Annotated in this window: 24 protein-coding genes and 2 pseudogenes; 11 read left to right on the top strand and 15 right to left on the bottom strand. The window is 75.6% G+C overall.

What is annotated here, in order from left to right:
• The first annotated feature begins 163 nt into the window (after positions 1-163).
• Positions 164-571, top strand: a complete 408-nt coding sequence (locus ACZ7LB_RS18680; RefSeq protein ID WP_471469454.1) for a Zn-ribbon domain-containing OB-fold protein — start codon at positions 164-166, stop codon at positions 569-571.
• A 126-nt stretch (positions 572-697) separates the two neighbouring features.
• On the opposite strand, the gene ACZ7LB_RS18675 is transcribed toward ACZ7LB_RS18680, so the two are convergent.
• The 8 genes from ACZ7LB_RS18675 to ACZ7LB_RS18640 form a co-directional block, all read right to left on the bottom strand.
• Positions 698-1,087 carry a PPOX class F420-dependent oxidoreductase gene (locus tag ACZ7LB_RS18675; RefSeq protein WP_471469453.1) on the bottom strand — a complete coding sequence of 130 codons (390 nt, stop codon included), beginning with the start codon at positions 1,085-1,087 and terminating at the stop codon, positions 698-700.
• A 115-nt stretch (positions 1,088-1,202) separates the two neighbouring features.
• Positions 1,203-2,381, bottom strand: coding sequence for a MalY/PatB family protein (locus tag ACZ7LB_RS18670; RefSeq protein WP_471469452.1), 1,179 nt, complete (start codon positions 2,379-2,381; stop codon positions 1,203-1,205).
• Positions 2,382-2,550: 169 nt separating this feature from the next.
• A complete protein-coding gene (locus ACZ7LB_RS18665; protein WP_161224245.1) occupies positions 2,551-2,736 on the bottom strand; it encodes a hypothetical protein in 186 nt (61 codons plus the stop codon).
• A 148-nt stretch (positions 2,737-2,884) separates the two neighbouring features.
• The gene (locus ACZ7LB_RS18660; RefSeq protein WP_471469450.1) at positions 2,885-3,580 is read right to left on the bottom strand and encodes a L,D-transpeptidase family protein; all 696 of its coding nucleotides are present in this window, start codon (positions 3,578-3,580) and stop codon (positions 2,885-2,887) included.
• A 143-nt stretch (positions 3,581-3,723) separates the two neighbouring features.
• The gene (locus ACZ7LB_RS18655) at positions 3,724-4,524 is read right to left on the bottom strand and encodes an SDR family NAD(P)-dependent oxidoreductase (protein WP_471469448.1); all 801 of its coding nucleotides are present in this window, start codon (positions 4,522-4,524) and stop codon (positions 3,724-3,726) included.
• Between the two features lie 65 nt (positions 4,525-4,589).
• On the bottom strand, positions 4,590-5,222 hold the full coding sequence (locus tag ACZ7LB_RS18650) for an MBL fold metallo-hydrolase (RefSeq protein ID WP_471469446.1): 633 nt from the start codon (positions 5,220-5,222) through the stop codon (positions 4,590-4,592).
• Entirely contained in the window at positions 5,222-6,310 is a 1,089-nt protein-coding gene (locus ACZ7LB_RS18645) for an S-(hydroxymethyl)mycothiol dehydrogenase (RefSeq protein ID WP_471469444.1), read from the bottom strand. The genes ACZ7LB_RS18650 and ACZ7LB_RS18645 overlap by 1 nt, the downstream gene beginning before the upstream one ends.
• Before the next feature lie 132 nt (positions 6,311-6,442).
• Entirely contained in the window at positions 6,443-6,727 is a 285-nt protein-coding gene (locus ACZ7LB_RS18640) for a hypothetical protein (protein WP_471469443.1), read from the bottom strand.
• A gap of 170 nt (positions 6,728-6,897) precedes the next feature.
• Between ACZ7LB_RS18640 and ACZ7LB_RS18635 the strand changes: the two genes are divergently transcribed.
• Entirely contained in the window at positions 6,898-7,263 is a 366-nt protein-coding gene (locus ACZ7LB_RS18635; protein WP_471469441.1) for a nuclear transport factor 2 family protein, read from the top strand.
• Between the two features lie 58 nt (positions 7,264-7,321).
• Here ACZ7LB_RS18635 and ACZ7LB_RS18630 read toward each other — a convergent pair.
• Positions 7,322-7,821, bottom strand: a pseudogene (locus ACZ7LB_RS18630) (metallophosphoesterase family protein).
• 315 nt (positions 7,822-8,136) lie between these two features.
• Entirely contained in the window at positions 8,137-8,316 is a 180-nt protein-coding gene (locus ACZ7LB_RS18625; RefSeq protein ID WP_471469440.1) for a hypothetical protein, read from the bottom strand.
• 142 nt (positions 8,317-8,458) lie between these two features.
• Here ACZ7LB_RS18625 and ACZ7LB_RS18620 point away from each other — a divergent pair, with 142 nt between their 5' ends.
• The 3 genes and pseudogenes from ACZ7LB_RS18620 to ACZ7LB_RS18610 form a co-directional block, all read left to right on the top strand.
• Positions 8,459-9,487: an iron-containing redox enzyme family protein gene (locus tag ACZ7LB_RS18620; protein WP_471469438.1), complete on the top strand. Its 1,029-nt coding sequence runs from the start codon at positions 8,459-8,461 to the stop codon at positions 9,485-9,487.
• Positions 9,488-9,512: 25 nt separating this feature from the next.
• On the top strand, positions 9,513-10,178 hold the full coding sequence (locus ACZ7LB_RS18615; protein WP_471469545.1) for a HemK2/MTQ2 family protein methyltransferase: 666 nt from the start codon (positions 9,513-9,515) through the stop codon (positions 10,176-10,178).
• Positions 10,159-10,353, top strand: a pseudogene (locus ACZ7LB_RS18610) (CDGSH iron-sulfur domain-containing protein); the annotation flags it as partial. The gene ACZ7LB_RS18615 and the pseudogene ACZ7LB_RS18610, both read left to right, overlap by 20 nt.
• Before the next feature lie 1,078 nt (positions 10,354-11,431).
• On the opposite strand, the gene ACZ7LB_RS18605 reads toward ACZ7LB_RS18610, so the two are convergent.
• Positions 11,432-11,815, bottom strand: a complete 384-nt coding sequence (locus ACZ7LB_RS18605) for a toxin Doc (RefSeq protein WP_471469436.1) — start codon at positions 11,813-11,815, stop codon at positions 11,432-11,434.
• A gap of 3 nt (positions 11,816-11,818) precedes the next feature.
• Complete coding sequence (locus ACZ7LB_RS18600) at positions 11,819-12,064, bottom strand: hypothetical protein (protein WP_265291885.1); 246 nt, start codon at positions 12,062-12,064, stop codon at positions 11,819-11,821.
• Between the two features lie 681 nt (positions 12,065-12,745).
• Here ACZ7LB_RS18600 and ACZ7LB_RS18595 point away from each other — a divergent pair.
• Together ACZ7LB_RS18595 and ACZ7LB_RS18590 are read left to right on the top strand one after the other, a co-directional pair.
• Positions 12,746-15,124, top strand: coding sequence for a SpoIIE family protein phosphatase (locus ACZ7LB_RS18595; RefSeq protein ID WP_471469433.1), 2,379 nt, complete (start codon positions 12,746-12,748; stop codon positions 15,122-15,124).
• Between the two features lie 346 nt (positions 15,125-15,470).
• Positions 15,471-16,121 (top strand): DUF4232 domain-containing protein, encoded by a 651-nt coding sequence (locus ACZ7LB_RS18590; RefSeq protein ID WP_471469432.1) that lies wholly within the window; start codon positions 15,471-15,473, stop codon positions 16,119-16,121.
• Between the two features lie 157 nt (positions 16,122-16,278).
• Here ACZ7LB_RS18590 and ACZ7LB_RS18585 read toward each other — a convergent pair whose 3' ends face one another.
• Together ACZ7LB_RS18585 and ACZ7LB_RS18580 are read right to left on the bottom strand one after the other, a co-directional pair.
• On the bottom strand, positions 16,279-17,247 hold the full coding sequence (locus ACZ7LB_RS18585) for an aldo/keto reductase (protein WP_471469430.1): 969 nt from the start codon (positions 17,245-17,247) through the stop codon (positions 16,279-16,281).
• 163 nt (positions 17,248-17,410) lie between these two features.
• Entirely contained in the window at positions 17,411-17,842 is a 432-nt protein-coding gene (locus ACZ7LB_RS18580) for a nuclear transport factor 2 family protein (RefSeq protein WP_471469428.1), read from the bottom strand.
• A 191-nt stretch (positions 17,843-18,033) separates the two neighbouring features.
• Between ACZ7LB_RS18580 and ACZ7LB_RS18575 the strand changes: the two genes are divergently transcribed.
• From ACZ7LB_RS18575 to ACZ7LB_RS18565, 3 genes are all read left to right on the top strand, one after another.
• Positions 18,034-18,483 carry a nitroreductase family deazaflavin-dependent oxidoreductase gene (locus tag ACZ7LB_RS18575; RefSeq protein WP_471469426.1) on the top strand — a complete coding sequence of 150 codons (450 nt, stop codon included), beginning with the start codon at positions 18,034-18,036 and terminating at the stop codon, positions 18,481-18,483.
• Positions 18,484-18,758: 275 nt separating this feature from the next.
• Entirely contained in the window at positions 18,759-19,787 is a 1,029-nt protein-coding gene (locus ACZ7LB_RS18570; RefSeq protein WP_471469425.1) for a glutathione S-transferase family protein, read from the top strand.
• Positions 19,788-19,826: 39 nt separating this feature from the next.
• Positions 19,827-20,126 carry a DUF4235 domain-containing protein gene (locus tag ACZ7LB_RS18565; RefSeq protein WP_471469423.1) on the top strand — a complete coding sequence of 100 codons (300 nt, stop codon included), beginning with the start codon at positions 19,827-19,829 and terminating at the stop codon, positions 20,124-20,126.
• A gap of 96 nt (positions 20,127-20,222) precedes the next feature.
• Here ACZ7LB_RS18565 and ACZ7LB_RS18560 read toward each other — a convergent pair whose 3' ends face one another.
• Positions 20,223-20,618, bottom strand: a complete 396-nt coding sequence (locus ACZ7LB_RS18560; protein WP_471469422.1) for a VOC family protein — start codon at positions 20,616-20,618, stop codon at positions 20,223-20,225.
• A gap of 311 nt (positions 20,619-20,929) precedes the next feature.
• Between ACZ7LB_RS18560 and ACZ7LB_RS18555 the strand changes: the two genes are divergently transcribed.
• Positions 20,930-21,961: a 7-epi-alpha-eudesmol synthase gene (locus ACZ7LB_RS18555; RefSeq protein WP_471469420.1), complete on the top strand. Its 1,032-nt coding sequence runs from the start codon at positions 20,930-20,932 to the stop codon at positions 21,959-21,961.
• Positions 21,962-22,033: the final 72 nt, after the last annotated feature.

The following is a 22,033-nucleotide window of genomic DNA, read 5'->3' as shown; positions in this document are numbered from 1 at the left end:
GGGGTCCGGGAGCGGACGGCCGAAATCCGCGGTACGGAGTGCCTTTACGCCTGGCACTGAGTGCCATAGCCTGTGGGCCGTGCGGATGGCCGCGCACCGCGCCTTCGCGTGCCCGCGACACCCCGCGCGTGGATTCCGGCCCGAGTGCAGGGAGTTGAGCAGCGTGCAGCACCTCTCAGGGAGCGTCGTTCAGCGGACACCCGGCTCCACGACGGGAGTCCTCGACACCACCGCCCCGGACGCCGTGTTCTTCCAGCGCTGCACCTGGTGCGGCACCGCCGTCTACCACCGGGTGCTGTGCCCGGCCTGTCGCGGCAGCGACCTGCGCACGGAGCGCAGCGAGGGCCTGGGCACGGTGCGGCACTCCACGGTGGTGAACCGCAACACGCCCTCCGCGCGCAACGTCTCGCTGGTCGAGATGGCCGAGGGCTTCGTGCTGCGCGGCCGGGTCATGGGGCCGCTGATAGGCATTCAGTGCGGGGACCGGGTACGGCTGTCCATGGCCAAGGACCCGGTACGCGGCGAGCCGGTCTTCCAGTTGACCGACGACCCGTACCGGCCCTGGACCTGAGCGCGCCGCGCACCGGCCCCGGACCGGACGGCGTCCGCGCGCCGGACCGGGCGCGTCCCCGCCCGGCGCACGGGACAACGAGGGCGGGCGGCCCCGGGAGCGGCGGCGCTCCGGGACCGCGCGGCCTCACGCCGTGAGGGTGATGGCGATGGCCACGGTGCCGTGGGCCCCCCGGCGCAGCCGGCTCCCGGCGAGGGCGAGCCGGCCGAGGACGCCGTACTTGTCCACGATCAGCCGCCGGTAGCGCCCGGCGAGGGCGGCGTCGCCGATCTCGGCCGTCGCGGGGACCGGGTCGCCCGTGGGGTTGCCGCGCACGTCGCAGGGGGCGACCAGGACGTCCGGCCGCTTGCGGATGCGCTTGACCTTCCAGGAGTCGGCGCGCGTCCAGACGCCGAGCGTCCGCCCGTCCCGGACCACCCAGACCGGGGTGGCGACCGTGGTGCCGTTCTTGCGGTAACTGGTGACCAGCAGGTACTTGCCCGAGCCGAGCCGGCCGAGCGTGGCGTCGTCGTCCATGGTGGGGCAGTCTAGGGGCTGTGTCCCGGCGCGCAGGGCGGTTCCCGGCCCGATGACGCCCCGTGGACGCGGCCCCGCCGCCTCGGGACGGCCACGGCGCGGCCTCGGCTAGGCCTCAGGGCAGGGCCGACGCCATGCGGCGGACGGCCTCCTCGATCACCTCGGGCGAGGTGGCCAGGTTGAACCGGACGTGCCCCGCTCCCCCGCTGCCGAAGGGGAGGCCCGAGTTCACCGCCACCCGCCCCCGGTCCAGGAAGACCCGGGCGGGGTCGTCGCCCAGGCCCAGGGCGCGGCAGTCGAGCCAGGCCAGACAGGTGGCCTCGCCCGGGTGGTGGACGACGCCCGGCAGGTGCTCGGCCAGGAGGGAGGTGAGCAGCCGGCGGTTCCCCTCCAGTCCGGGCAGCAGGGCGTCGAGCCACGCGGTGCCGTCGCGCAGGGCGGCGGTGTGGGCGATGACGCCGACATGGCTCGCCCCGTGGCCGACCTCCTCCGGCATCCGGGCCAGGTCGGCCGCCGCTCCCGGACCGGCGCAGGCGAGCGCCGCCTTCAGCCCCGCCAGGTTCCAGCCCTTGGAGGCGGAGGCCAGCGCAAGGCCGCGGTCGGCTCCGGGCACGGTGAGGTACGGGACGAACCGGGCCCCTCCGGTGACGACGGGGGCGTGGATCTCGTCGGCGACGACCCGGACGCCGTGGCGCTCCGCGAGGGCGGCGACGGCGGCCAGCTCCCCGGCGGTGTGCACGGTGCCGGTGGGGTTGTGCGGGCTGCACAGCAGGTAGGCGACCCGGCCGCCCCCCTTCGCCGACCGGCGGAAGGCGTCCTCCAGTACATCGAGGTCGAGCCGCAGGTCGCCGCCGAGCGGGGCCTCGACCACGCGCCGGTCCATGTGCGCGACGAACTGGTGGAACGGCGGGTAGACCGGGGGGTTGACGATCACCGGGTCGCCGGGTCCGGTGACCAGCTTGAGCATCTCGACGACGCCGAGCATCACGTCGGGCACCAGCGCGACGCGCTCCACGGCGGGGCCCTCCCAGCCCCAGCGCCGCCGGGCGAACCCGGCCAGGGCCTCGGCGTAGGCGGTCCCGGCGGCGTAACCGGTGTCGCCGAGCTCCAGGGCCTCGGTGACGGCGCGGACGACGGGGCGGGCGAGCGGCACGTCCATCTCGGCCACCCACAGCGGCAGCACGTCCTCGGGGTAGGTGCGCCACTTCATGCTGGTGCGGCGGCGCAGCCGGTCGAGGCCGAGCGCGCGCAGGGGGTCGGGTTCGCCGGCGGGGTCCTGCGAAGTCCTGGTCATGGGGCCCAAGATAGGCGGCGGGACCGGGTCCGGAAAACGGGGCGGGCGGGGTGTTCCGGCGGCCGGCGCGGGGTCCGGCGGACGGGGCTCGGCGGGGGGCCGTGGGCCGCGGGGTCGTGAGGAGGGCGGCGGTGCGGGTGGGGCCCGAGCGCCGGGAGGGCCGGGCCCGTCAGGCGGCGGTCTTCCGCTCCGGGGCCGCGGTGGCCCACTCCATGACGAGCCGCTGGTACTCCGCGCGCTGCTCGACGCTCAGTGTCCCGCCCGACCGGAGCCACAGGGCCCGGATCTCCTCGTTGACCTCGTCAGCCGATCGCTCGGAGGAAGGCTCAACAGTGGTGGACATGGTGTGAAGCATACGGTGCCCGGCGTGAAGGCGCTGTGAGCAATCACGCCGGAACCGGACATAGTGGACCGTGTCCCTGGTCACGTCGATCTTCTCATCTGTCAAGGTCCACCGGTGAGTTCGTTTCCGGAACGTGTTCTCCCGGCGGGCGGTGCGGGGGTCAGGTGCCCGGCTTGCGGCCGTACACGTAGACGTCGTCGCCGTTCTTCAGCAGGGACCAGTACTTCTTGGCGTCCGCCTTGGTCATGTTGACGCAGCCGTGCGAGCCCGGCGGGTTCCACATGCTGACCCCGGCCGAGTGGAAGGCCTGGCCGCCGTCGAAGAACTGGCTGTAGGGCATCGGCACGTTGTAGATCGTCGAGACGTGGTCGATGTTCCGCCAGTAGATCTTCTTCAGGCCGGTGCGGGTCTCGTAGCCGTCGCGGCCGGTGCGCACCGGGACGGGCCCGTACACGAGCTTCTTGCCGTCCTGGATCCAGCTGAGCTGGAGGGTGAGGTTCACACAGGCGATGCGGCCCTTGTTGACGGGGCACTTGCCCGCCTTGTTGGGGTTCTTGCCGACGGCCTTCTGCTTCGTCATCAGGTCCATCGCCCCCCAGGTGACGGGACCGGCGTAGCCGATGGTCGGGGTGATGCCGTGCTTGCTCTGGAAGGCGCGGATCGCCTTGCAGTCGGCGGCGGACTGCTTGCCGTCGACCGGGCGGCCCAGGAACTTCTCCACCTTCTTCTGGTAGGGGCCGGTCTGTGTGGTGCAGCTCGCGGCCTGGGCCGGCGTGCTGCCCAGCGCGATGGTGAGCGGTGCCACCAGCGCGGTGACCCCGAGTACGACGGTTCCCCGTCGGCGTATGTCCCCCATGGCCGGTCAGCCTTTCGCGGTCGAAGGATGGGCGGGCCCGCCGTGGTGCGGGTCCGCCTGGTAGACCGGTGCGCGGCGGCTTCGGTTGCCCTCACCGGCCCACCGCGACCGAACGGTGACCTCCGTGCCGGGCACGGGGGCCGTCAGCGGGCCCCGGCCACCTCGCCGAGGGTCTGCCGGAATCCGGTGTTCACCGAGGTCAGGCCGCCGTCGACGACCAGGGTGGTGCCGGTGACCCAGGCGGCGTCGCGGGAGGCGAGGAAGGCGACGGCCGCCGCGATGTCCTCGGGCTCCCCGATCCTGCCCAGCGGGTAGCGGGGGCGCAGCGCCTCCAGGTCGGCGTCCCGTCCCTCCCAGGCCGTGGTGCGCACGGTGCCCGGCGCCACCAGGTTGGCCCGCACCCCGCGCGGCCCCCCGTGCCCGGCGAGGGTGCGGGTCAGCGAGGCCAGACCCGCCTTGGCGGCGCTGTAGGCGTGGTTGCCGAAGTCCTGGATGCCGTTGACGGAGCCGATGCTCACGATGGCGCCGCGGCCGGAGGCGGCCAGGTGGGGAAGGGCGGCGCGGGAGCAGCGGTAGGCCCCGGTGAGGGTGATGTCGAGGTCGCGCGCCCAGGTCTCGTCCGCGTCGTCCTCGAAGAGCGAGGCGTCCCGGGAGCAGGAGTAGGCGTTGTTGACCAGGACGTCGAGGCTTCCGAAGACGTCCACGGCCCGGTCCACGGCGGCCTCGACGGAGGCCCGGTCGGCCACGTCGCAGGGGAACGCCTCGGCGTTCAGCCCCCGCTCGCGCAGACCCGCCGCGGTCCTCTCGGCCGCCGGCGGGTCCACGTCGGTCACCAGCACTCCCGCCCCCTCCTCCGCGAGCCGTCTCGCGGTGGCGGCACCGATGCCGCGCGCGGCGCCGGTGATGAGAATGCCGTGTCCCTCGAACCGCTTGGTGTGCGTCATGGGCCGACCGTAGTGCGTCGTCGGCCGCCGGTCAGCAGTCCGGGGCGGTATTCGGGCGCTGTCCGTCAGCCGCCGCCCCGGCCGATCCACTCGTCCAGGTGCGGGGCCTCGGCGCCGATGGTGGTGGAGTCGCCGTGGCCGGTGCGGACGACGGTCGCGGGCGGCAGGGTGAGCAGCTTGCCCCGGATCGACTCGATGATCGTCGGGAAGTGCGAGTAGGAGCGCCCGGTGGCTCCCGGACCGCCCTGGAAGAGGGTGTCACCGGTGAAGACGGTGCCGAGGCCCGGGTCGTACAGGCAGACGGCGCCGGGGGCGTGCCCGGGGGTGTGCAGGACGGTGAGGTCGGCCCCGGCCGCCTCGATGACCTGCCCGTCGGCCAGCCAGGCGTCGGGGTCGCGGTCGGGGTGGGTCAGCTTCCAGAGCGGCAGGTCGTCGGGGTGCAGCCAGATCAGGGCGCCGGTGCGGTCCGCGAGGGCGGGGGCCGCGTTCACATGGTCGTTGTGGGCGTGGGTGCACACGATGGCGGTCAGCCTGCGGTCCCCGACGGCCTCCGCGATGGCGTCGGCGTCATGGGCGGCGTCGATGACGACGACCTCGTGGTCGTCGCCGACGAGCCAGACGTTGTTGTCGACGTCCCAGGTCCCTCCGTCGAGGCTGAACTGCCCGGAGGTGACGACGCGTTCGATACGGGCGGACATCACAGCACCACCACCGAGCGCAGGACGTCGCCCGCGTGCATCCGCTCGAAGGCCTGCTCGATCCCGTCGAGCCGGATGGTCTCGCTGACGAACGCGCCCAGGTCCAGGCGGCCCTGGAGGTGCAGGTCGATCAGCATGGGGAAGTCCCGGGAGGGCAGGCAGTCGCCGTACCAGGAGGACTTGAGGGAGCCGCCGCGGCCGAAGAAGTCCAGCAGCGGCAGTTCGAGCTTCATCTCGGGGGTGGGCACCCCGACCAGGACGACGGTCCCGGCCAGGTCGCGGGCGTAGAACGCCTGGCGGTACGTCTCCGGGCGGCCCACCGCGTCGATGACGACGTCGGCGCCGAAGCCGCCGGTCAGCTCGCGGATCGCCTCGACCGGGTCGGCGGTGCGGGAGTTGACGGTGTGGGTGGCGCCCATGGCGCGGGCGGTCTCCAGCTTGCGGTCGTCGATGTCCACGGCGATGATCCGGGACGCCCCGGCCAGGCGCGAACCGGCGATGGCCGCGTCGCCCACCCCACCGCAGCCGATGACGGCGACGCTGTCGCCGCGCCCGACCTCACCGGTGTTGATCGCGGCGCCGATGCCGGCCATCACACCGCAGCCCAGCAACCCGGCGACCTGCGGGGAGACGGCCGGGTCGACCTTGGTGCACTGCCCGGCGGCGACCAGGGTCTTCTCCGCGAAGGCGCCGATACCGAGGGCCGGGGACAGCTCCTGCCCGGTGGAGGCGAGGGTCATCCGCTGCCGGGCGTTGTGGGTGTCGAAGCAGTACCAGGGGCGTCCGCGCAGACAGGCCCGGCACGTGCCGCACACCGCGCGCCAGTTGAGGATCACGAAGTCGCCGGGGGCCACGTCGGTGACGCCCTCGCCGACGGACTCCACGACGCCCGCGGCCTCGTGGCCGAGCAGGAAGGGGAAGTCGTCGCTGATGCCGCCCTGCTTGTAGTGCAGGTCGGTGTGGCACACCCCGCAGGCCTGGACGCGCACCACGGCCTCGCCCGGTCCCGGGTCGGGGACGACGATCGTCTCGACGCGCACCGGTTCGTCCTTGCCCGGTGCGATCACGCCGCGTACTTCCTGCGCCATGGTGCTGGCCCCTATCTTCCGCCACGGAACGTTCCTCCCGACCCTACGCGCACGTGATCGCCGCCGGGCCGGGGAGGGGGCGGGGACACGCCCGCGGCGCCCCCGCCCCGCTCCGCCGGGGTGTGGCGGGGGTCAGGTCCCGACGGCGGGGACGACACCGAACACCGGCGAGACCAGGCCGGTGACCTGCCGGAGCTGGTTGACGTCGTTGAGCCGGTGGAGCTGGGCGGAGGGGCGGGGGAGCTGGGCCCGCCCCTCGGCGGGCAGGTCGCCCATGGCGAGCGAGTCGAGGGCCCGCATCGGGCTGAGCCCGCCGCCGGCCGCCGCTCCCCCGGCCGCGTTCGCCATCGGGGCGACGAGGCCGGTGACACCGGCGGCGAGACCGACGGCGACTGCGATGCGTCGTGTTGAGATCATGCTCCGGCAACGCGGGGCGGCCGGTGGCGGACACGGGCGGCCACCGGGGGTCACTCGTCAGGAGGAGTTCCGGGACCGGCCTTGCCGCGGGCGCCGGAGCGTAGGAGCCTCGAAGGAGAGGCCGTCGACGGCCCGACTCCCTCCGGGCCGCGGCCTTGGAGGAGGTCGTCATGGACACCACCACAGCCCCCGCGTTCGACACCGAGGCGCTGCGCCGGGGCATCGAGGGCAGGACGGCGGCGGATCTGCTGTCGCTGTACGCGGACGACGCCGAGATCCGCGTCGTGGACCGCTCCACCCAGCCCAGCAGCCCCAAGGTCCTGCGGGGCCACGACGAGATCGCGGCGATGCTCGACGACGTGTACGGCCGGGACATGACCCACCGGCTGGAAGAGTGCGTCGTGCAGGGCGACCGGGTCGCCTACAGCGAGTCCTGCGAGTACCCGGACGGGGTCAGGGTCCTGGCGGAGTCGATGATGACGCTGCGGGACGGGAAGATCACCGAGCAGACCATGATCCAGGCCTGGGACGAATAGCCCCCGCCCGGCCCGCCCCTTCCCGTCCGCGGGCAGTGGCGTCCCGCCCTCCCCCGGGCTACGTCCGGGGCGGCAGCCGGTGCGGGACGACGTCCCGCAGCCGCCCGCCGTCGGCGGCGGCCGTCGTGTACGTGTGGGTGCGGCCGGCGGCGGCGGTCGGGGAACCGGGGTTGAGCGGCCGCGGCCCGCCCGGGGCCGTGGTGTCCCGGGGGATGTGGCTGTGCCCGGGGACCAGGACGTCCGGGCCGGGGAAGCGAGCGGCGCAGCGTGCCTCGCGGCCCCGGGCGGCGCCGGTCTCGTGGACCACCCCGGGGCGCGGACCGTCGAGGTCGGCGCGGGGCACCTCGGGGAGCCTGGCCCGCGACCCGGGGCCGTCGTTGTTGCCGCACAGGGCGACGAGGGCCCGGCCGCGGCGCTCCAGCAGGTCAGGAGGGTGGTGTCCACCCGGTCCCCGGCGTGGACGACGACGCCCGCGCGGTCCACCTCCGCCGGCAGCGGGGCGGGCAGGTGCCGGGCGCGGGCGGGCACAGGGGGGTCGGACATCAGCAGCAGCCGCACGGGGGCAGCGTAGCGACGGGCGGAACGGCGCCGGGGGAACGACGGGGCACGGTCCGGTCACCGTCGTCGCGCGGGGCCGAGAGCGCCGGGGGACGACCGGGCCCCGGCGGGCATGCCGCGGACGGGGTCGGTCACGATCCGCGCCGTCCTCTCGGAGGCCGTACGGGATGTTCCGCCGCATCGACCTCCGGGGGCCGGTGGGATGTCCCGCCGACCCGGGCCCCGGGGAGCCCGAGTGTGCGGCGGGAGCGGGGGCACGGGGCGGGCGCCGGTTTCGGGACCGGGACCCGCCCGTGCCCCCGCGCGCGGGGCGGCTCAGTCCTCGCCCCTCACGATGTGCGACTCCGCGCCGCGGCGCCGGGCACGCGGGGCGTCGCCGTCGTCGACGGCAGGCACCCAGGTGCGCGGGGCACCCCGGTCGCGCGGATGGCGGGCCTTGGACCAGCCCGACTCGGGCGGACGGGCGGCGGGCGTGTCACGGGAGTCCGCGGTCACGAGGCATCATCTTCCTTCCGTGTCCGGGTGACCTCGCGGGGCGGGTCCCCGGCGCTCCCCCGCCGAAACACCCGCGCCCGCGCGGGGCCGGGCTCCCGGGGGCGCGGGTGCGGGCGCGGGACGGCCGGGTACTCGCGGCGGCATGGACATCGAGCGCGAAGGACCACCGCTGCCCACGCCCCGGGGCCCGCTCTCGGCGGCCGTTGCCGCGTATCTGCTCGGCACGGGCCTGCCCCCGGCGCCCGGTACCGTCGGCGCCGCCCCGGCCTACGGCGACGACCTCCAGCTCGCCTTGTACCTGTGCTACGAGCCGCACTACCGGGGATTCGCCGGGGTCGCCCCCGCCCTGGAGTGGGACCCGGCGCTGCTGCTGTTCCGGGCGGCGCTGGAGGACCGGTTCCTGTCCGCGCTGCGGGCCGACGTGCGGGTGCACGGGGAGGTGGCTGACGCGGTCGGCGATCTCCTGACGGAGCCCGCCGACGGCACCGGCGTCAGCCGCTTCCTGAGCGACGGGGGCGAGCGGTGGCAGGTGCGGGAGTACGCGGCCCAGCGGTCGCTGTACCACCTCAAGGAGGCCGATCCGCACGCCTGGGTGCTGCCCCGGCTGCGGGGCCGGGCGAAGGCCGGGATGGCGGCGGTGGAGTTCGACGAGTACGGCGGGGGCCGGGCCGAGCGGGTGCACGCCCGGCTGTTCGCGGAGCTGATGGCGGACCTGGACCTGGACCCGGCGTACGGGCGGTACCTGGACGCGGCCTCCGCGGAGTGCCTGGCCACGGTGAACCTGATGTCCCTGTGCGGGCTGCACCGCTCCCTGCGCGGCGCCCTGGTCGGACACTTCGCGGCGGTGGAGATCACCTCGTCGCCCGGTTCCCGGCGGCTCGCGCGGGCGATGCGCCGCACCGGAGCGGGCCCCGCCGCCGAGCGCTTCTACGACGAGCACGTGGAAGCCGACGCGGTGCACGAGCAGATCGTGCGGCACGAGGTGATCGGCGGTCTGCTGGACGAGGAGCCGTGGCTGGCGCCGGACGTGGTGTTCGGGCTGGACGCCACCGGTCATCTGGAGGACCGCTTCGGGGCGCGGCTGCTGGCCGACTGGCGCGCGGGCCGCTCGTCGCTGCGGACCCCGCTGCCCGGGGACGGTCCCGTGTCCGGTCCGTCCGAGGGGCCGTGAGGCTACTCCGCGGCGGCGGGGGTACCTGGGGCCGGTGAACTTCTTGGTGCTGCCGGGGGTCTACGCCCCCCAGGAGGACACCGCCCTGCTGGCCGGGGCCCTGTCCGAGGAGCCGCTGCCGTCCGGCGCGTCCGTTCTCGACGTGGGGACCGGCTCCGGGGCGCTGGCCCTGGCGGCGGCCCGGCGGGGCGCCCGGGTGACCGCGGTGGACCTGTCGCGGCGGGCGGTGTGGGCCGCCAGGGTCAACGCGGGGCGGGCCGGGCTGCGGGTCCGGGTGCGGCGCGGCAACCTGTTCGCGCCGGTGCGGGGCGAGTGGTTCGACCTGGTGCTGGCCAATCCGCCGTACGTCCCCGCGCCCGACGGCGGCGCCCGGCGTCCGCGCGGCGCGGCCCGCGCCTGGGACGCGGGGCACGACGGGCGCCTGGTGCTGGACCGGATCTGCCGCGAGGCGCCGGCGCTGCTGCGGCCCGGCGGTGTGCTGCTGCTGGTGCAGTCGTCGCTGAGCGACCCGGGACGGACCGTGGGGCTGCTGTGCGAGGCGGGACTGAAGGCGGCGGTGACCCGGCGGCGCAGGATCGCGTTCGGTCCGGTGGTGCGCGGCCGGGAGGGCTGGCTGCGGCAGCGCGGGCTGCTGCCGCGGGCCGGGACGGAGGAGGAGCTGGTGGTGGTCCGTGCCGAACTCCCGCTCTGAGGAGCCCCGCAGGATCGTGGCCCGCCGCCGGGGCCCACTGCTGGTGGAGGGCCCGGTGGAGGTCGAGCTGGAGGACGGGGCGGTGGTCCGCTCCGACCGGGTCCGGGTGGCCCTGTGCACCTGCCGGCGCAGTCGCCGCTTCCCCTGGTGCGACACCAGCCACCGCACCCGGTCGCCGTCCGGCGGGCCCCGCGACGACGGCCCCGGCGGTGGACCCGGCGACGACGGCGACGACCCGGACGGCGAGGGGCCCGGTGCCCGGAGGCGTCCCGGCGGGGACGGGGACCCCGGGCCGGACGGCGGCCGCGGTCGCGGCGGGGACGGGCCTCCCGGGCGGGACCGTGCCGGTCGCGGCGGTGACGGGAATCCCGGGGCCTGACGACGGCGGCGGTCGCGGCGGGACGGCGGCGGTCACCGCGTCGACGGCGGTCCGGCCGACGGCGGCCGGTGAACGTGATTCCGGGGGCGGCGGGCGGCCCCACTCCGCCCGCCGCCCCCGGTGCGGAACCGCGCTGCCGTACGGCGGTGGCTCGCACTCCCCAGCGACGAGCCACCGGATCACACCGCACGGACCGCGACGGCCCCGGCCCTTCAGTACGTGGGGCCGCTCGCACCGCGGGCGGATCTCACGCACTCGTCGAAGGGGGCGCGCCCGTGCGCGGCACGCCCCTGGGTACGGACGCCCCCGGCGGGCCCGCGCCCCCGGTACCGGTCCTGGGCGGCGGCACCGGACGCCGGGCGTCCGGCGGGCCGCGCCGCGCCACCGCGCGCGGGCGCCCCGAGGGGGCGCGGCGCGACGCGGAGGCGGTGACCGGGGAGGCGCGGAAGGATGTCACCGGGTCCGTGCCCGGCGGTGGTACCGCCCGGCCCGGGAGCCACGGTCCGGCACGCGGTGTTCCCCATCGTGCGCGTCCTTCCGCTCGGTCGAGGGCATGCCAGGTCCCGGCCCCGTGGGAGCGCCGGGCTGGCGAAGGCGAGTCTGCCGAGTCGGCCGCCGAAACTCACCCCCACCCCACCACTTTCGGTAACCTTGCGTATTCAAGCAGTGGCGGGAAGTCACGGACTCCGAACACATCAAGCCCGTAACCCGGTGCCCGACGGGCGCGCCGACCAGCGGAATGGCGTGATCCATGCGTTCGGCAATGGGCCGGAAACACACCCCTGACGCCGCCCCCGCCCGCCTCCGCGGCGTTGTGCGGCGACGGCGGGGGCCGCCGGGGGCGCCGCCCGGATGGCGGCACCCCCGGCCCCGGTCAGATCTGCCAGGAGCGCAGCCGGTCGGCGGCGCCGTAGACATCGGTGTCGCCGGCCATGAGGTCGCGCGCGAGATCGACGAGGGCGCCGTAGGGCGGATCGATCCCGGCGCCGCTGGCGTACATGTACGCCACGGCCGTGGCGCAGGCGAACCGGGCGTTGGCGGAGGGCAGCGGCCGGAGCACGGCGAGGGTGTGCAGCAGGGCCGCGGCCCGCCAGGCGGAGTCGGAGTTGACACCGAGGCGGGGCGGGTCGACGCGGTGCCGGGCGACGGCGGCGACCAGCGCGGAGAAGTCGTTGATGGTGGGCTGCTCCGGGAGCACCTCCTCGTGGCGCTGGAGCAGCCAGGGGACGTCGATGTGCAGGGCGGGGGCGGGGGTCATGGGTCAGGCGGCCCGCCCCTCGCCCCGGGAGGGCGGTTCGTCGTCGGGGAAGGCGGCGGCGAACTCGTCGGCGTGGGCCGAGAAGAACTGGCGGAACGCCTCCGCACCCTCCTGGAGCGCCCGGTGCCGGGCTATGTCGGCGGCGGCGGCCGCCCGCACGAGGGCCTTCATCGACGTACCGCGCTCCTTGGCGATCTGCCGCAGGTCCTCAAGTTCGCGGTCGCTGAACTCCACGTTCAGAGCTGGCATGGCCCCACGGTACCGCTCGGGTACTGAACCGTAAATAGCCCCAGCTCAAAGCGGTGCGTCAGCGGTACCGCGAGAAGTTCGGGGGCGGCCGGGACAGGGCGGGCGCCGGGAGCGTGGGGGTGCGCCCGGCACGGACCGGCTCCGTCCGTCCCGGTCGGCCCCCGGCCCGGCCGACCCTCCCGGCCCGCCCGGTCGCGGAGGAGGCCGGGCGGGCGGGTGCCGTGTTCCGGGCGGCGGGTGTCCGGCGGGGCGGGTGTCCGGCGGGGCGCCCGGCCGGATGCCGTCGACGCGGTGGCACCGGGCGACGCCATCCCGGGACCGCCCCGCGCCGAGAGGAAGCCGGCGGGACACCGGAGCCGGGCCCGCCCCCGCGCGCCGGGAGCCGCGGGACGCCGCAGCCAGCCGCCGTCCCGCAGCTCCCGGCGGGCGGGGGCGGCCCGGGAGGAACGCGCGGCGTCACGCCCGGCCGCACCGGCACCCTCCCCGGTGACCCGTCCCGGCGGGACGCGAGCGCCGGGACGGAACGGGAACGGATGTCCCCTTCCGCCCCGCCGGGCGGTGACCGTGCGGCGGGGCGGCCGGAGCCACCGCGATACGGGTCCGCCACGGGCCGGGACGCACTAGGCTGGCCCCCCAGCGACGCGCCTGATCGCTGCGAGTGTGCGCAATGGAGTGGCGACGATGAGTCCGGTCAACCCGTCCGACGATGCCGCTACCGCCCGCGTCCTCGTCGACAGCTCCGGGACGCTGCGGGAGTGGAACGAGGGCGCGCGCCGGCTGCTGGGCCACCCGGCCGCCGCCGTCGTCGGACGCCCCGCGGCCGATCTGCTCGCCGGAGCGGCCACCGAGCGCCTCCCCGGGCCCGGCGAGCGGCACTGGCAGGGCACGCTCGCGCTGCGCCACCGGGACGGGCACACCGTGCGCGTGCGGGCGCTGGCCCACCGCAGGCCGCCTACGGGCGGCGGACCGGGCCCCTGGCTGGTCGTCACCCCCCTGGAGCGCGGCCCCGAACAGCCCGACGACCCGCTGGTCAGGGCGGCCCTGACGCAGTCCCCCTGCGCGACGCTCATCGTCGACGACCAGTTGCGGCTGCGCGGCGTCAACAACGCGATGGCCGATCTGGTCGGGCTCCCCCCGGACCTCGTCCGGGGGCTGCGCCCCACCGATCTGGGCAGCCGCCCGCAGACGGTGGAGCTGGAGGCCCACATGACGCGGGTGCTCGCCACCGGCCACCGCTACGACATGCACACGCACTTCAAGGCACCCGGCGAGAGCCGCGCCCACGCGTGGCTGGCCCGGATCGCGCCGCTCACCGACGCGGACGGCCGGGTGCGGGGCGTCTGCGTCAGCGCCCACGACTTCACCGAGCAGCATCTGGCCCGCGAGCGGCTCCAGTTGGTCAACGAGGCGAGCGTGCGCATCGGCAGCACCCTCGACGTCACCCGCACCGCGCAGGAGCTGGCCGACGTCTGTGTGCCGACGCTCGCGGACTTCGTCAGCGTGGAGCTGCTCGACCAGCAGGAGCCCGGCGCCGATCCCGCCCCGGCGTCCGCGCCGCCGGTCGCCCTGCGCCGCACCGCGCACCAGTCGGTGAACCCGGGCTGCCCCGAGGCCCTCACCGAGCCGGGGCACCTGCACCACTTCCCGGCCGCCTCGCCCCAGGCGGAGTGCCTGGCCGCCGGGCACGCCATCGTGACCGAGGTGCCCTCCGCCCCCTTCGAACGGTGGCGGGAGGAGGACCCGCAGCGGGTGCGCCGGTTCATGGAGTACGGCGTCCACTCGATGCTGTGCGTGCCCCTCCAGGCCCGGGGGACCACGCTCGGCGTGGCGGTCTTCAGCCGGTTCCGGCGCCCCTTCGCGTTCACCCACGACGACGTGCTGCTGGCCGAGGAGGTCAGCGCCCGCGCCGCCGTCTGCGTCGACAACGCCCGCCGCTACTCCAGGGAGCGGGAGACCACCCTGGCCCTGCAGCGCAGCCTGCTGCCCCGGCGGCTGCCGCCGACGGCCGCGGTGCAGGCGGCCTCCCGCTACCTCCCGGCGGCGCGCTCCGGCGTGGGCGGTGACTGGTTCGACGTGGTCCCGCTGTCCGGGATGCGGGTCGCCATGGTCGTCGGCGACGTGGTCGGCCACGGCATCCAGGCCTCGGCCACCATGGGGCGGCTGCGCACCGCCGTGCGCACCCTGGCCGACATCGACCTCACCCCCGACGAGTTGCTGACCCACCTCGACGACCTGGTCGTCCGGCTGTCCGACGAGTCCGGCGACGACGGCGCGGGCGAGGTCGGCGCGACCTGCCTGTACGCGGTGTACGACCCGGTGTCGCGGCGCTGCGCGATGGCGCGGGCCGGGCATCCGCCGCCGGTGCTGATCCCGCCGGACGGTCCGCCCCGGACCGTCGAGCTGCCCTCGGGTCCGCCGCTGGGCGTGGGCGGGCTGCCCTTCGAGTCGACCGAACTGGAGCTGGCCGAGGGCAGTGTCCTCGCCTTCTTCACCGACGGTCTGGTGGAGAGCCGGGAGCGGGACGCCGACGCCGGGCGGACGCTGCTGGTCGAGGCGCTGGCGGCCGGGACCGACTCGCTGGACGCCGCCTGCGACCGGGTGATGGACGCCCTGCTGCCGACCGGCGGCGCGGCCGACGACGTGGCCCTGCTGCTGGCGCGGACCCGGGGGCTGCCGCCGGACCGGGTGGCAGCCTGGGACATCCCCGCCGATCCGGCGCTGGTGGCGCCCGTCCGCAAGCAGGCCGTCGACCGGCTGGCCGCCTGGCGGCTGACTGAGGCGTCGTTCACCGCCGAACTGGTCGTCAGCGAGCTGGTCACCAACGCCATCCGGTACGGCGCGCCGCCGATCCGGCTGCGACTGATCCACGACGGGACGATCCTGATCTGCGAGGTCTCCGACTCCAGCCACACCGCCCCGCATCTGCGCCGGGCCAGGACCTGGGACGAGGGCGGGCGCGGTCTGCTGCTGGTCGCCCAGCTCACCCAGCGCTGGGGCAGCAGGCACACCACCGAGGGCAAGACGATCTGGGCGGAACTGGGACTGTTGGACGAGGGGTGAACCCCCGTTTCCGCGCCCCCGCGCCGGGACACTCGTCTCAGCAGGGTGTGCGGTCCCCGCGAGGACCGGGCGCCCGTACGACGACGTGCGGGAGGGCGGAGGAGCCATGGCGACCAGGGACCGGCGTGCGGACCGGAGCGGCGGAGCGGGGCGGGGCCTGCGGGCCGGGCCGCGCGGAGCGACGGGCGCGCGGGCGCGCGGCGGGGGCGGCCGCGGGGCGTCGGTGATCTCTGGCGGCACGGCGGACGCCGCGGCCCCGGCCGGTCCCCCCGCTTCGGGCGACGGTGCCGGGCGGGTCCCCGCGCCGGGCCCGGGACCGAGGCCGCCGCGCCGGGCGGCGGTCCTGGTGGGCGCGCTGGTCGTGTTCGGGCTGCTGACCGCGTGCGGCGCGGAGGACGGCGCGGCGAGCGCGAGCCGGTCCTCGGACACGGCACCCTCGGCGCCCTCGGCCGCCGGAACCGCCTCCGGCACCGCGGACCCGCCGGGCGCGGAGAGCACCCCCGGCGACGAGGGCGGCGCCGGGAGCACCTCGCCGGGCACCTCCCCGCCCCGCGACGGCGCCGGTTCGCCGGTGGCCTCGACCCGCTGCCACACCTCCGAACTGCGCGCCTCCGTCGGCCGGGACGATCCGGGCGCCGGCCAGCGCAACTTCCCGGTCGTGCTCACCAACGCCTCCGGGCACACCTGCACGCTGCGCGGCTATCCGGGCGCCGCCTTCGTGGACACGGCCGGCAAGCAGCTCGGTCCCGACCCCCGGCGCACCGCCGGATCGCCCCGGGCCCTCTCGCTGGCACCGGGCCGCAGCGCCTGGGCGGGGCTGTCCTTCTCCAGCCCGGAGATCACCGAGGCCCGAACGGCGACCCCGGCGGCGCTGCTGGTGACCCCGCCCGACGAGCGGGACTCCCTCCGGGTGGCGTGGACCGCGGGGGAGGTCCCGGTGGGCGGCAACGCCTCGTCGGTGGCCCTGACGGTGCTGGAGCCGGGCACCGGTCCCTGAGCCGCCGCGCCGCCCCGGACCGCAGGGGACGCGCCCCCGCGGACGCGCCCCCCGCGGGGCGGGCGGCACGGCGCGTGGCCCGGGCCCGGCGCCCGGATCCGCGCCGGGCCCCGGGCGCCACGGTCCGGGGACGGGAGCCGGAAGCCGCGTCGGCGGTTCAGTGACCGGAGACCGGGTGCGGGGTGTAGGGCCGGTCCAGCGCCTCGTTCTCCTCCTCGTCGAGCACCAGGTCCACGGCGGCCACGGCGTCCGCCAGATGCCCCGGCCGGGAGGCGCCGATGATCGGGGCGGTGACCGTGTCCCGGCCCAGCAGCCAGGCCAGGCCGACCTGGGCGCGGGACACCCCCCGGTCCTTCGCCACCCGTCCGACGGCGTCCACGATGGCGCGGTCGCCCTCCTGGTAGAGGGTCACGCCGAAGGCGTCCGTGGCGCTGCGGGCGGTGGCGGTGTCCCAGTCCCGGGTGAGCCGCCCCCGGGCGAGCGGGCTCCAGGGCAGGACGCCGGTGCCCCGGTCGGCGCAGAGCGGCAGCATCTCGCGCTCCTCCTCGCGGTAGAGGAGGTTGTAGTGGTTCTGCATGGAGGCGAAGGCCGTCCAGCCGTGCCGCTCGGCGGTGTACTGCATCTTGGAGAACTGCCAGGCGTACATGGAACTGGCCCCGATGTAGCGCGTCTTGCCGGCCTTCACCAGGTCGTGCAGCGCCTCCATGGTCTCCTCGACCGGGGTGTACGGGTCGAAGCGGTGGATCTGGTAGAGGTCGACGTAGTCGGTGCCCAGGCGGCGCAGGCTGTGGTCGATCTCGGTCATGATCGCCTTGCGGGAGAGACCGGCGCCGTTGGGTCCCGGGCGCATCCGGCCGTGCACCTTGGTGGCGAGCACGATCTCGTCCCGGGAGGCGAAGTCCCGCAGCGCCCTGCCGACGATCTCCTCGCTGGTGCCGTCGGAGTAGATGTTCGCGGTGTCGAAGAAGGTGATCCCGGCCTCCAGCGCCTGCCTGATCAGCGGGCGCGAGGCCTCCTCGTCGAGGGTCCACTCGTGCGTGCCCCGGTCGGGCACGCCGTAGGTCATGCATCCCAGACAGATCCGCGACACGTCCAGGCCCGTCGATCCGAGCTTCACGTACTGCATTCGGCTGCTCCCGCCTTCGCGACCGGTGGTCCGGGGCCGAGCGTACGTGCTGGAGCGCGCTCGAAGGCCGACTCCCGGCCGCCCCCTCCCGCCGGGGGCCGCGGGACACCGGGTCCCGTGCGCCGTCCGCGCGGGCCGTCCGCCGGTCCACGCGGACGGCCCGTCAGCCGGTGAAGGCGCGGTACACGCTGAGCGAGTCCTCGTAGACGTGGTGGCGGACGATCAGGCCGTCGCGGACGGTCAGCCGCAGGGCGACCCCGGCGCGGTAGGCGCGTCCGGTGGGGGCGGCGGTCTGCCGGATCTCGCCGAGCACCACGGCGTCCTCGCCGTCGACGAGGACCGTCCCGATCCGGGTGTCCGCCGCTGCGGGGACGTGGTGGGCGGCCAGCTCCCGGTAGTGGGCGGCGGCGGTGCGGGGACCGGGGTGGCGCGGCCAGGGCAGGTCGGGGCCGCCGTGCTCGTCCTCGGGCCAGGCCAGCAGCCAGTCGCAGGAGGCGTCGTACAGTTCCGCGATGTGCTCGGGACCGCCGCGCGCGATCCGGCGCAGCAGTTCCTCCACCACGGCGCGGGTGGTCTCCTCGGTGGCGGTGGTCATGGCGGGGCTCCTTCGCGGTCGGGGGTGCGGCCGGTTCGACTGTGCCCCGGGTGCGCCGACGGCGCGATGACGCGCGGGGTAATGGCGGGAGTGCCGGTCGCCGGGGTACGGCATGCGGTATGGATGGTCCGACGACCCGGCCGCCGCCGGTGACGGTGGCGGCCGTACGACGTGACGATGGGACGGAAGCCATGCCTCTGGACGGCGAGTACGAACCCAGCCCGACGCGGTGGGTGCGTGAGCAGGTCGAGCTGTACGAGAGCTCCGGCGGCACCGAGGGCACGACGCTGCTGGACACGGGGATGCCCGTGATCGTGCTGACCACCCGGGGCGCGCGCAGTGGAAAGATCCGCAAGACGCCGCTGATGCGGGTCGAGCACGACGGCAGCTACGCCGTGGTGGCCTCGCAGGGCGGCGCGCCCAAGCACCCGGTCTGGTACTTCAACGCGACGGCCGAGCCGCTGGTGGAGCTCCAGGACGGCCCGGTCAAGCGGGACATGACGGCCCGTGAGGTCACCGGTGAGGAGAAGGCCCGCTGGTGGGAGCGCGCGGTGGCCGCGTTCCCGCCGTACGCGGAGTACCAGGAGAAGACGGACCGCGAGATCCCGGTCCTCGTGCTGGAGCCCGTCGACGGCGGCTGACCGGCGCGTCCCTCCCCGTGCGTGTGTTCCCGCGCGGGGAGGGTACCCGGACGTCCGGGCCCCGCCGCGTTCCCCCGTCGCGGCGGGGCCTCCCCATGCCCCGGGGGTCGGCCGGGCAGTCCTGCGGGACCGGGTCCGGACGGCCCCGCGCGCCGCGGGAGGTCCCCGCCCCGGCGGACCCGCCGGGGCGGATCCGTCCGGACGGGTCCGTGCCGGTGGCCGGAAAAGGGGAACGCGTCCTCCAGGAGACACGCGGATGACAGGGAGGCGGCCCCATGAGCGGCGGTGACGGGCGGGCGCCCGGCAACAGCGCGTACGGCAGGAAGGCGTTCAAGCGGTCCCGCAGCCACTTCGCCGACCGGATCACCGCGGACGGCCGGGACGGCTGGCCGGTGGAGGCGGGGCGCTACCGCCTGGTGGTCAGCCGTGCCTGTCCGTGGGCGAGCCGCTCCCTGGTGTCGCGGCGGCTGCTGGGGCTGGAGGACGCCCTCTCGCTGGCGGTCGCGGACCCGATCCAGGACGACCGGAGCTGGCGCTTCACCCTGGACCCGGACGGCCGCGACCCGGTGCTCGGCATCCGCCACCTCAGCGAGGCCTACGACCGTCGGGAGACCGGGTATCCCGGCGGGGTGAGCGTGCCGGCGGTCGTGGACGTGCCCAGCGGAGCGCTGGTGACCAACGACTACCAGCGGATCACCCTGGACCTCGCGACCGAGTGGACAGCCCTGCACCGGCCCGGCGCCCCCGACCTGTACCCGTACGCCCTGCGCGACGAGATCGACGAGGTCATGGACGGCGTCTACGAGGACGTCAACAACGGGGTGTACCGGGCGGGCTTCGCCACCGGCCAGGAGGAGTACGAGGCGGCCTGCGAGGGCGTCTTCCGGCGCCTGGAGCTGCTGGAGCCCCGGCTGGCGCGGCAGCGGTACCTGGTCGGGGAGACGATCACCGAGGCGGACATCCGGCTGTTCACCACACTGGTGCGGTTCGACGCCGTCTACCACGGCCACTTCAAGTGCAACCGCTGGAAGCTGGCGGAGAACCCGGTGCTGTGGGCGTACGCGCGCGATCTGTTCCAGACGCCCGGATTCGGGGACACGGTCGACTTCGACCACATCAAGCGCCACTACTACCGGGTGCACACGGGCATCAACCCGACCGGCATCGTGCCCGTCGGCCCCGACCCGGCCGGCTGGCTCGCCCCGCACCACCGCGAGGAGCTGGGCGGCCGGCCGTTCGGCGACGGCACGCCGCCCGGCCCGGTGCCGGCGGGCGAGGAGATCCCGGCGGCCGGCCGGCCGTGAGCGGCCCCGTCCCGCCGGGAACGACGGAAGGAGACACACGTGGGCACGGCGAAGCGGAAACTCCCCCTCGTCTACCAGCCCCTCGGATTCGTCCTGGGCTGGGCGGGCGGCGCGCTGGCGGGGCTGGCCTTCCGGCGGACCTGGAAGCTGCTCCGGCACGAGGACCACGCGCCCGGCGCGCTGGACGAGGACCGGGGCTGGGGCGAGGTCCTGGTGGCCGCGGCGGTGCAGGGCGCCATCCTCGCGGTGGTGCGCAGCGCCGTGGACCGCGCCGGCGCCAAGGCGATCCAGCGGTCCACGGGCAGTTGGCCGGCGAAGGACCGCGGCGGGGAGGGGTGACCCGGCTCCCGGCGGGCGGCCACCCGCGGCGCGGGGCCGCCCCGGCCTCCCGCCCCGGCGGCCGGGCGGGGCGCCGGGACGGGCCGGGCGCCGGGCTCAGCCCTGCTTGGGGGCCGTCGGGACGACCGGGCGGCGCAGGGTGAAGGGGTGGCCCGCCGGGTCGCTGAAGCCGCGCTCCTCGTGCGGGCCCGGTCCGTCCTTGGCCTCCACGGGCCGCCCGCCCAGGCCGACGATGCCGCGCTCCGCCTCGTCCAGGTCCGTGACCACGAACTCCAGGTGCGTCTGGAGGGAGTTCTCGGGGCGGGGCCAGCTCGGCGGGGTGGCGTTGACGTCCCGCCGGAAGGCCATCCGGAAGCCGTCCGCCCCCCTGATCTCGACACGGTTGGGGCTCACTCCGGTCTCCCGGGCGCCCAGCAGCTCCGTGTAGAACGCGGCGAGCGCCTCGGGGTCCGCGCAGTCGAGCACCACGACGCCCGCGTCCACCAGTGCCATGTCTCCTCCGAAGGTCCGGGTCCGGGCGTCGGCGTCCCGGTCCTCTCCCCCTGCGGATATCCCGGCTCGCCGGTTTCACTCGGTCACGGCGGGTCGACGCAAAGCGAGGGAGTGTACGCGGCTCCTGAGGTGCCGTCAGTAACGGAGATCACGAAAGTGACTCGTGTAGATCGTTTCCGGCCTGGGCAGTCTGCTACCGCCTCCCGGTCCCCTGACCATGGACCGGGGCGCGGTTCGAGTGTGCGGACGGCCGGGCGGCCGTCCGCTCGCAGGGCGGGGGGACTCTGCGTTCGTCTCCCGGAAGGAAGCACATGCCTCAGGACGTCCTGTTCGACATACCGTTCGACACGCCGGTCAGCCCGCATCTGGAGTACGCGCGGGAGCGCCATCTGCGGTGGGTGTGGGAGCGGGGACTGGTGCGCAGCGAGGCCGGGTTCGAGGAGTACCGCTCCTGGGACCTCTCCGAGGCCGCCGCGCGCACCTATCCGCACGCGTCGGCGGACGACATGGTCGTTCTCATGAACTGGTTCTCCCTCGCCTTCCTCTTCGACGACCAGTTCGACGCCGGGCGCCCGGACCGCGCGGAGCGGATAGCCGAGGTGGCCCGGGAGCTGATCGCCACACCGCTGCGCCCGGCGGGGACGCCGCCCCGGGTGGTCTGCCCGATCACGCTGGCCTGGGTGGAGGTCTGGGCGGGGCTCGCGGAGGGCATGTCGCTGACCTGGCAGACCCGGTTCGCGGCCTCCTGGGGCCGGTTCCTGGTGGCGCACTGCGAGGAGGTGGATCTCGCGGCGCGGGGCCTGGAGGGGACGCTGGGGCTCGCCGCCTACACCGGGTTCCGCCGGCGCACGGTGGGCATCCACCACAGCATCGACGCGGGTGAGCGCAGCCGCCGCTTCGAGGTGCCGCCCGCCGCGATGGCGCACCCGCTGATGGAGCGGATGCGGGACCTGGCCGCGGACACCATCGGCTTCATGAACGACATCCACTCCTTCGAGCGCGAGCGGCGCCGGGGCGACGGCCACAACCTGATCGCCGTGCTGCACCGGGAGCGGGGCTGCTCCTGGCAGGAGGCCGCGGACCAGGCGTACCGCATGACGGCGGCGTGCCTCGACGAGTACATGGAGCTGGAGGCCCGGGTGCCGGCGATGTGCGACGAGCTGGGTCTCGACGCGGGGCAGCGGGAGCGGGTGTGGATGGGGGTGGAGGCCATCCGGGGCTGGATCAACGGCAATTACGAGTGGGCGCTGACCACCGGCCGCTACGCGGCGGCCAAGGAGGGTCCGGTCGCGACGGCGGAGCTGGCCGGGCGGGGTTCGGTGGACGACCTGCTGACGGTCTGACACCGGCGCCGTGCGGCGGCGCCCGGGGGGCGCCGCCGCACCCGGACCGGAGAGCGGCCCCGGGGTCCTGCG

This window comes from Streptomyces sp. NPDC107521, assembly GCF_055598485.1.
Note: the sequence above shows the minus strand (reverse complement) of the source record. Positions and strands in the feature narration are given on the sequence as shown.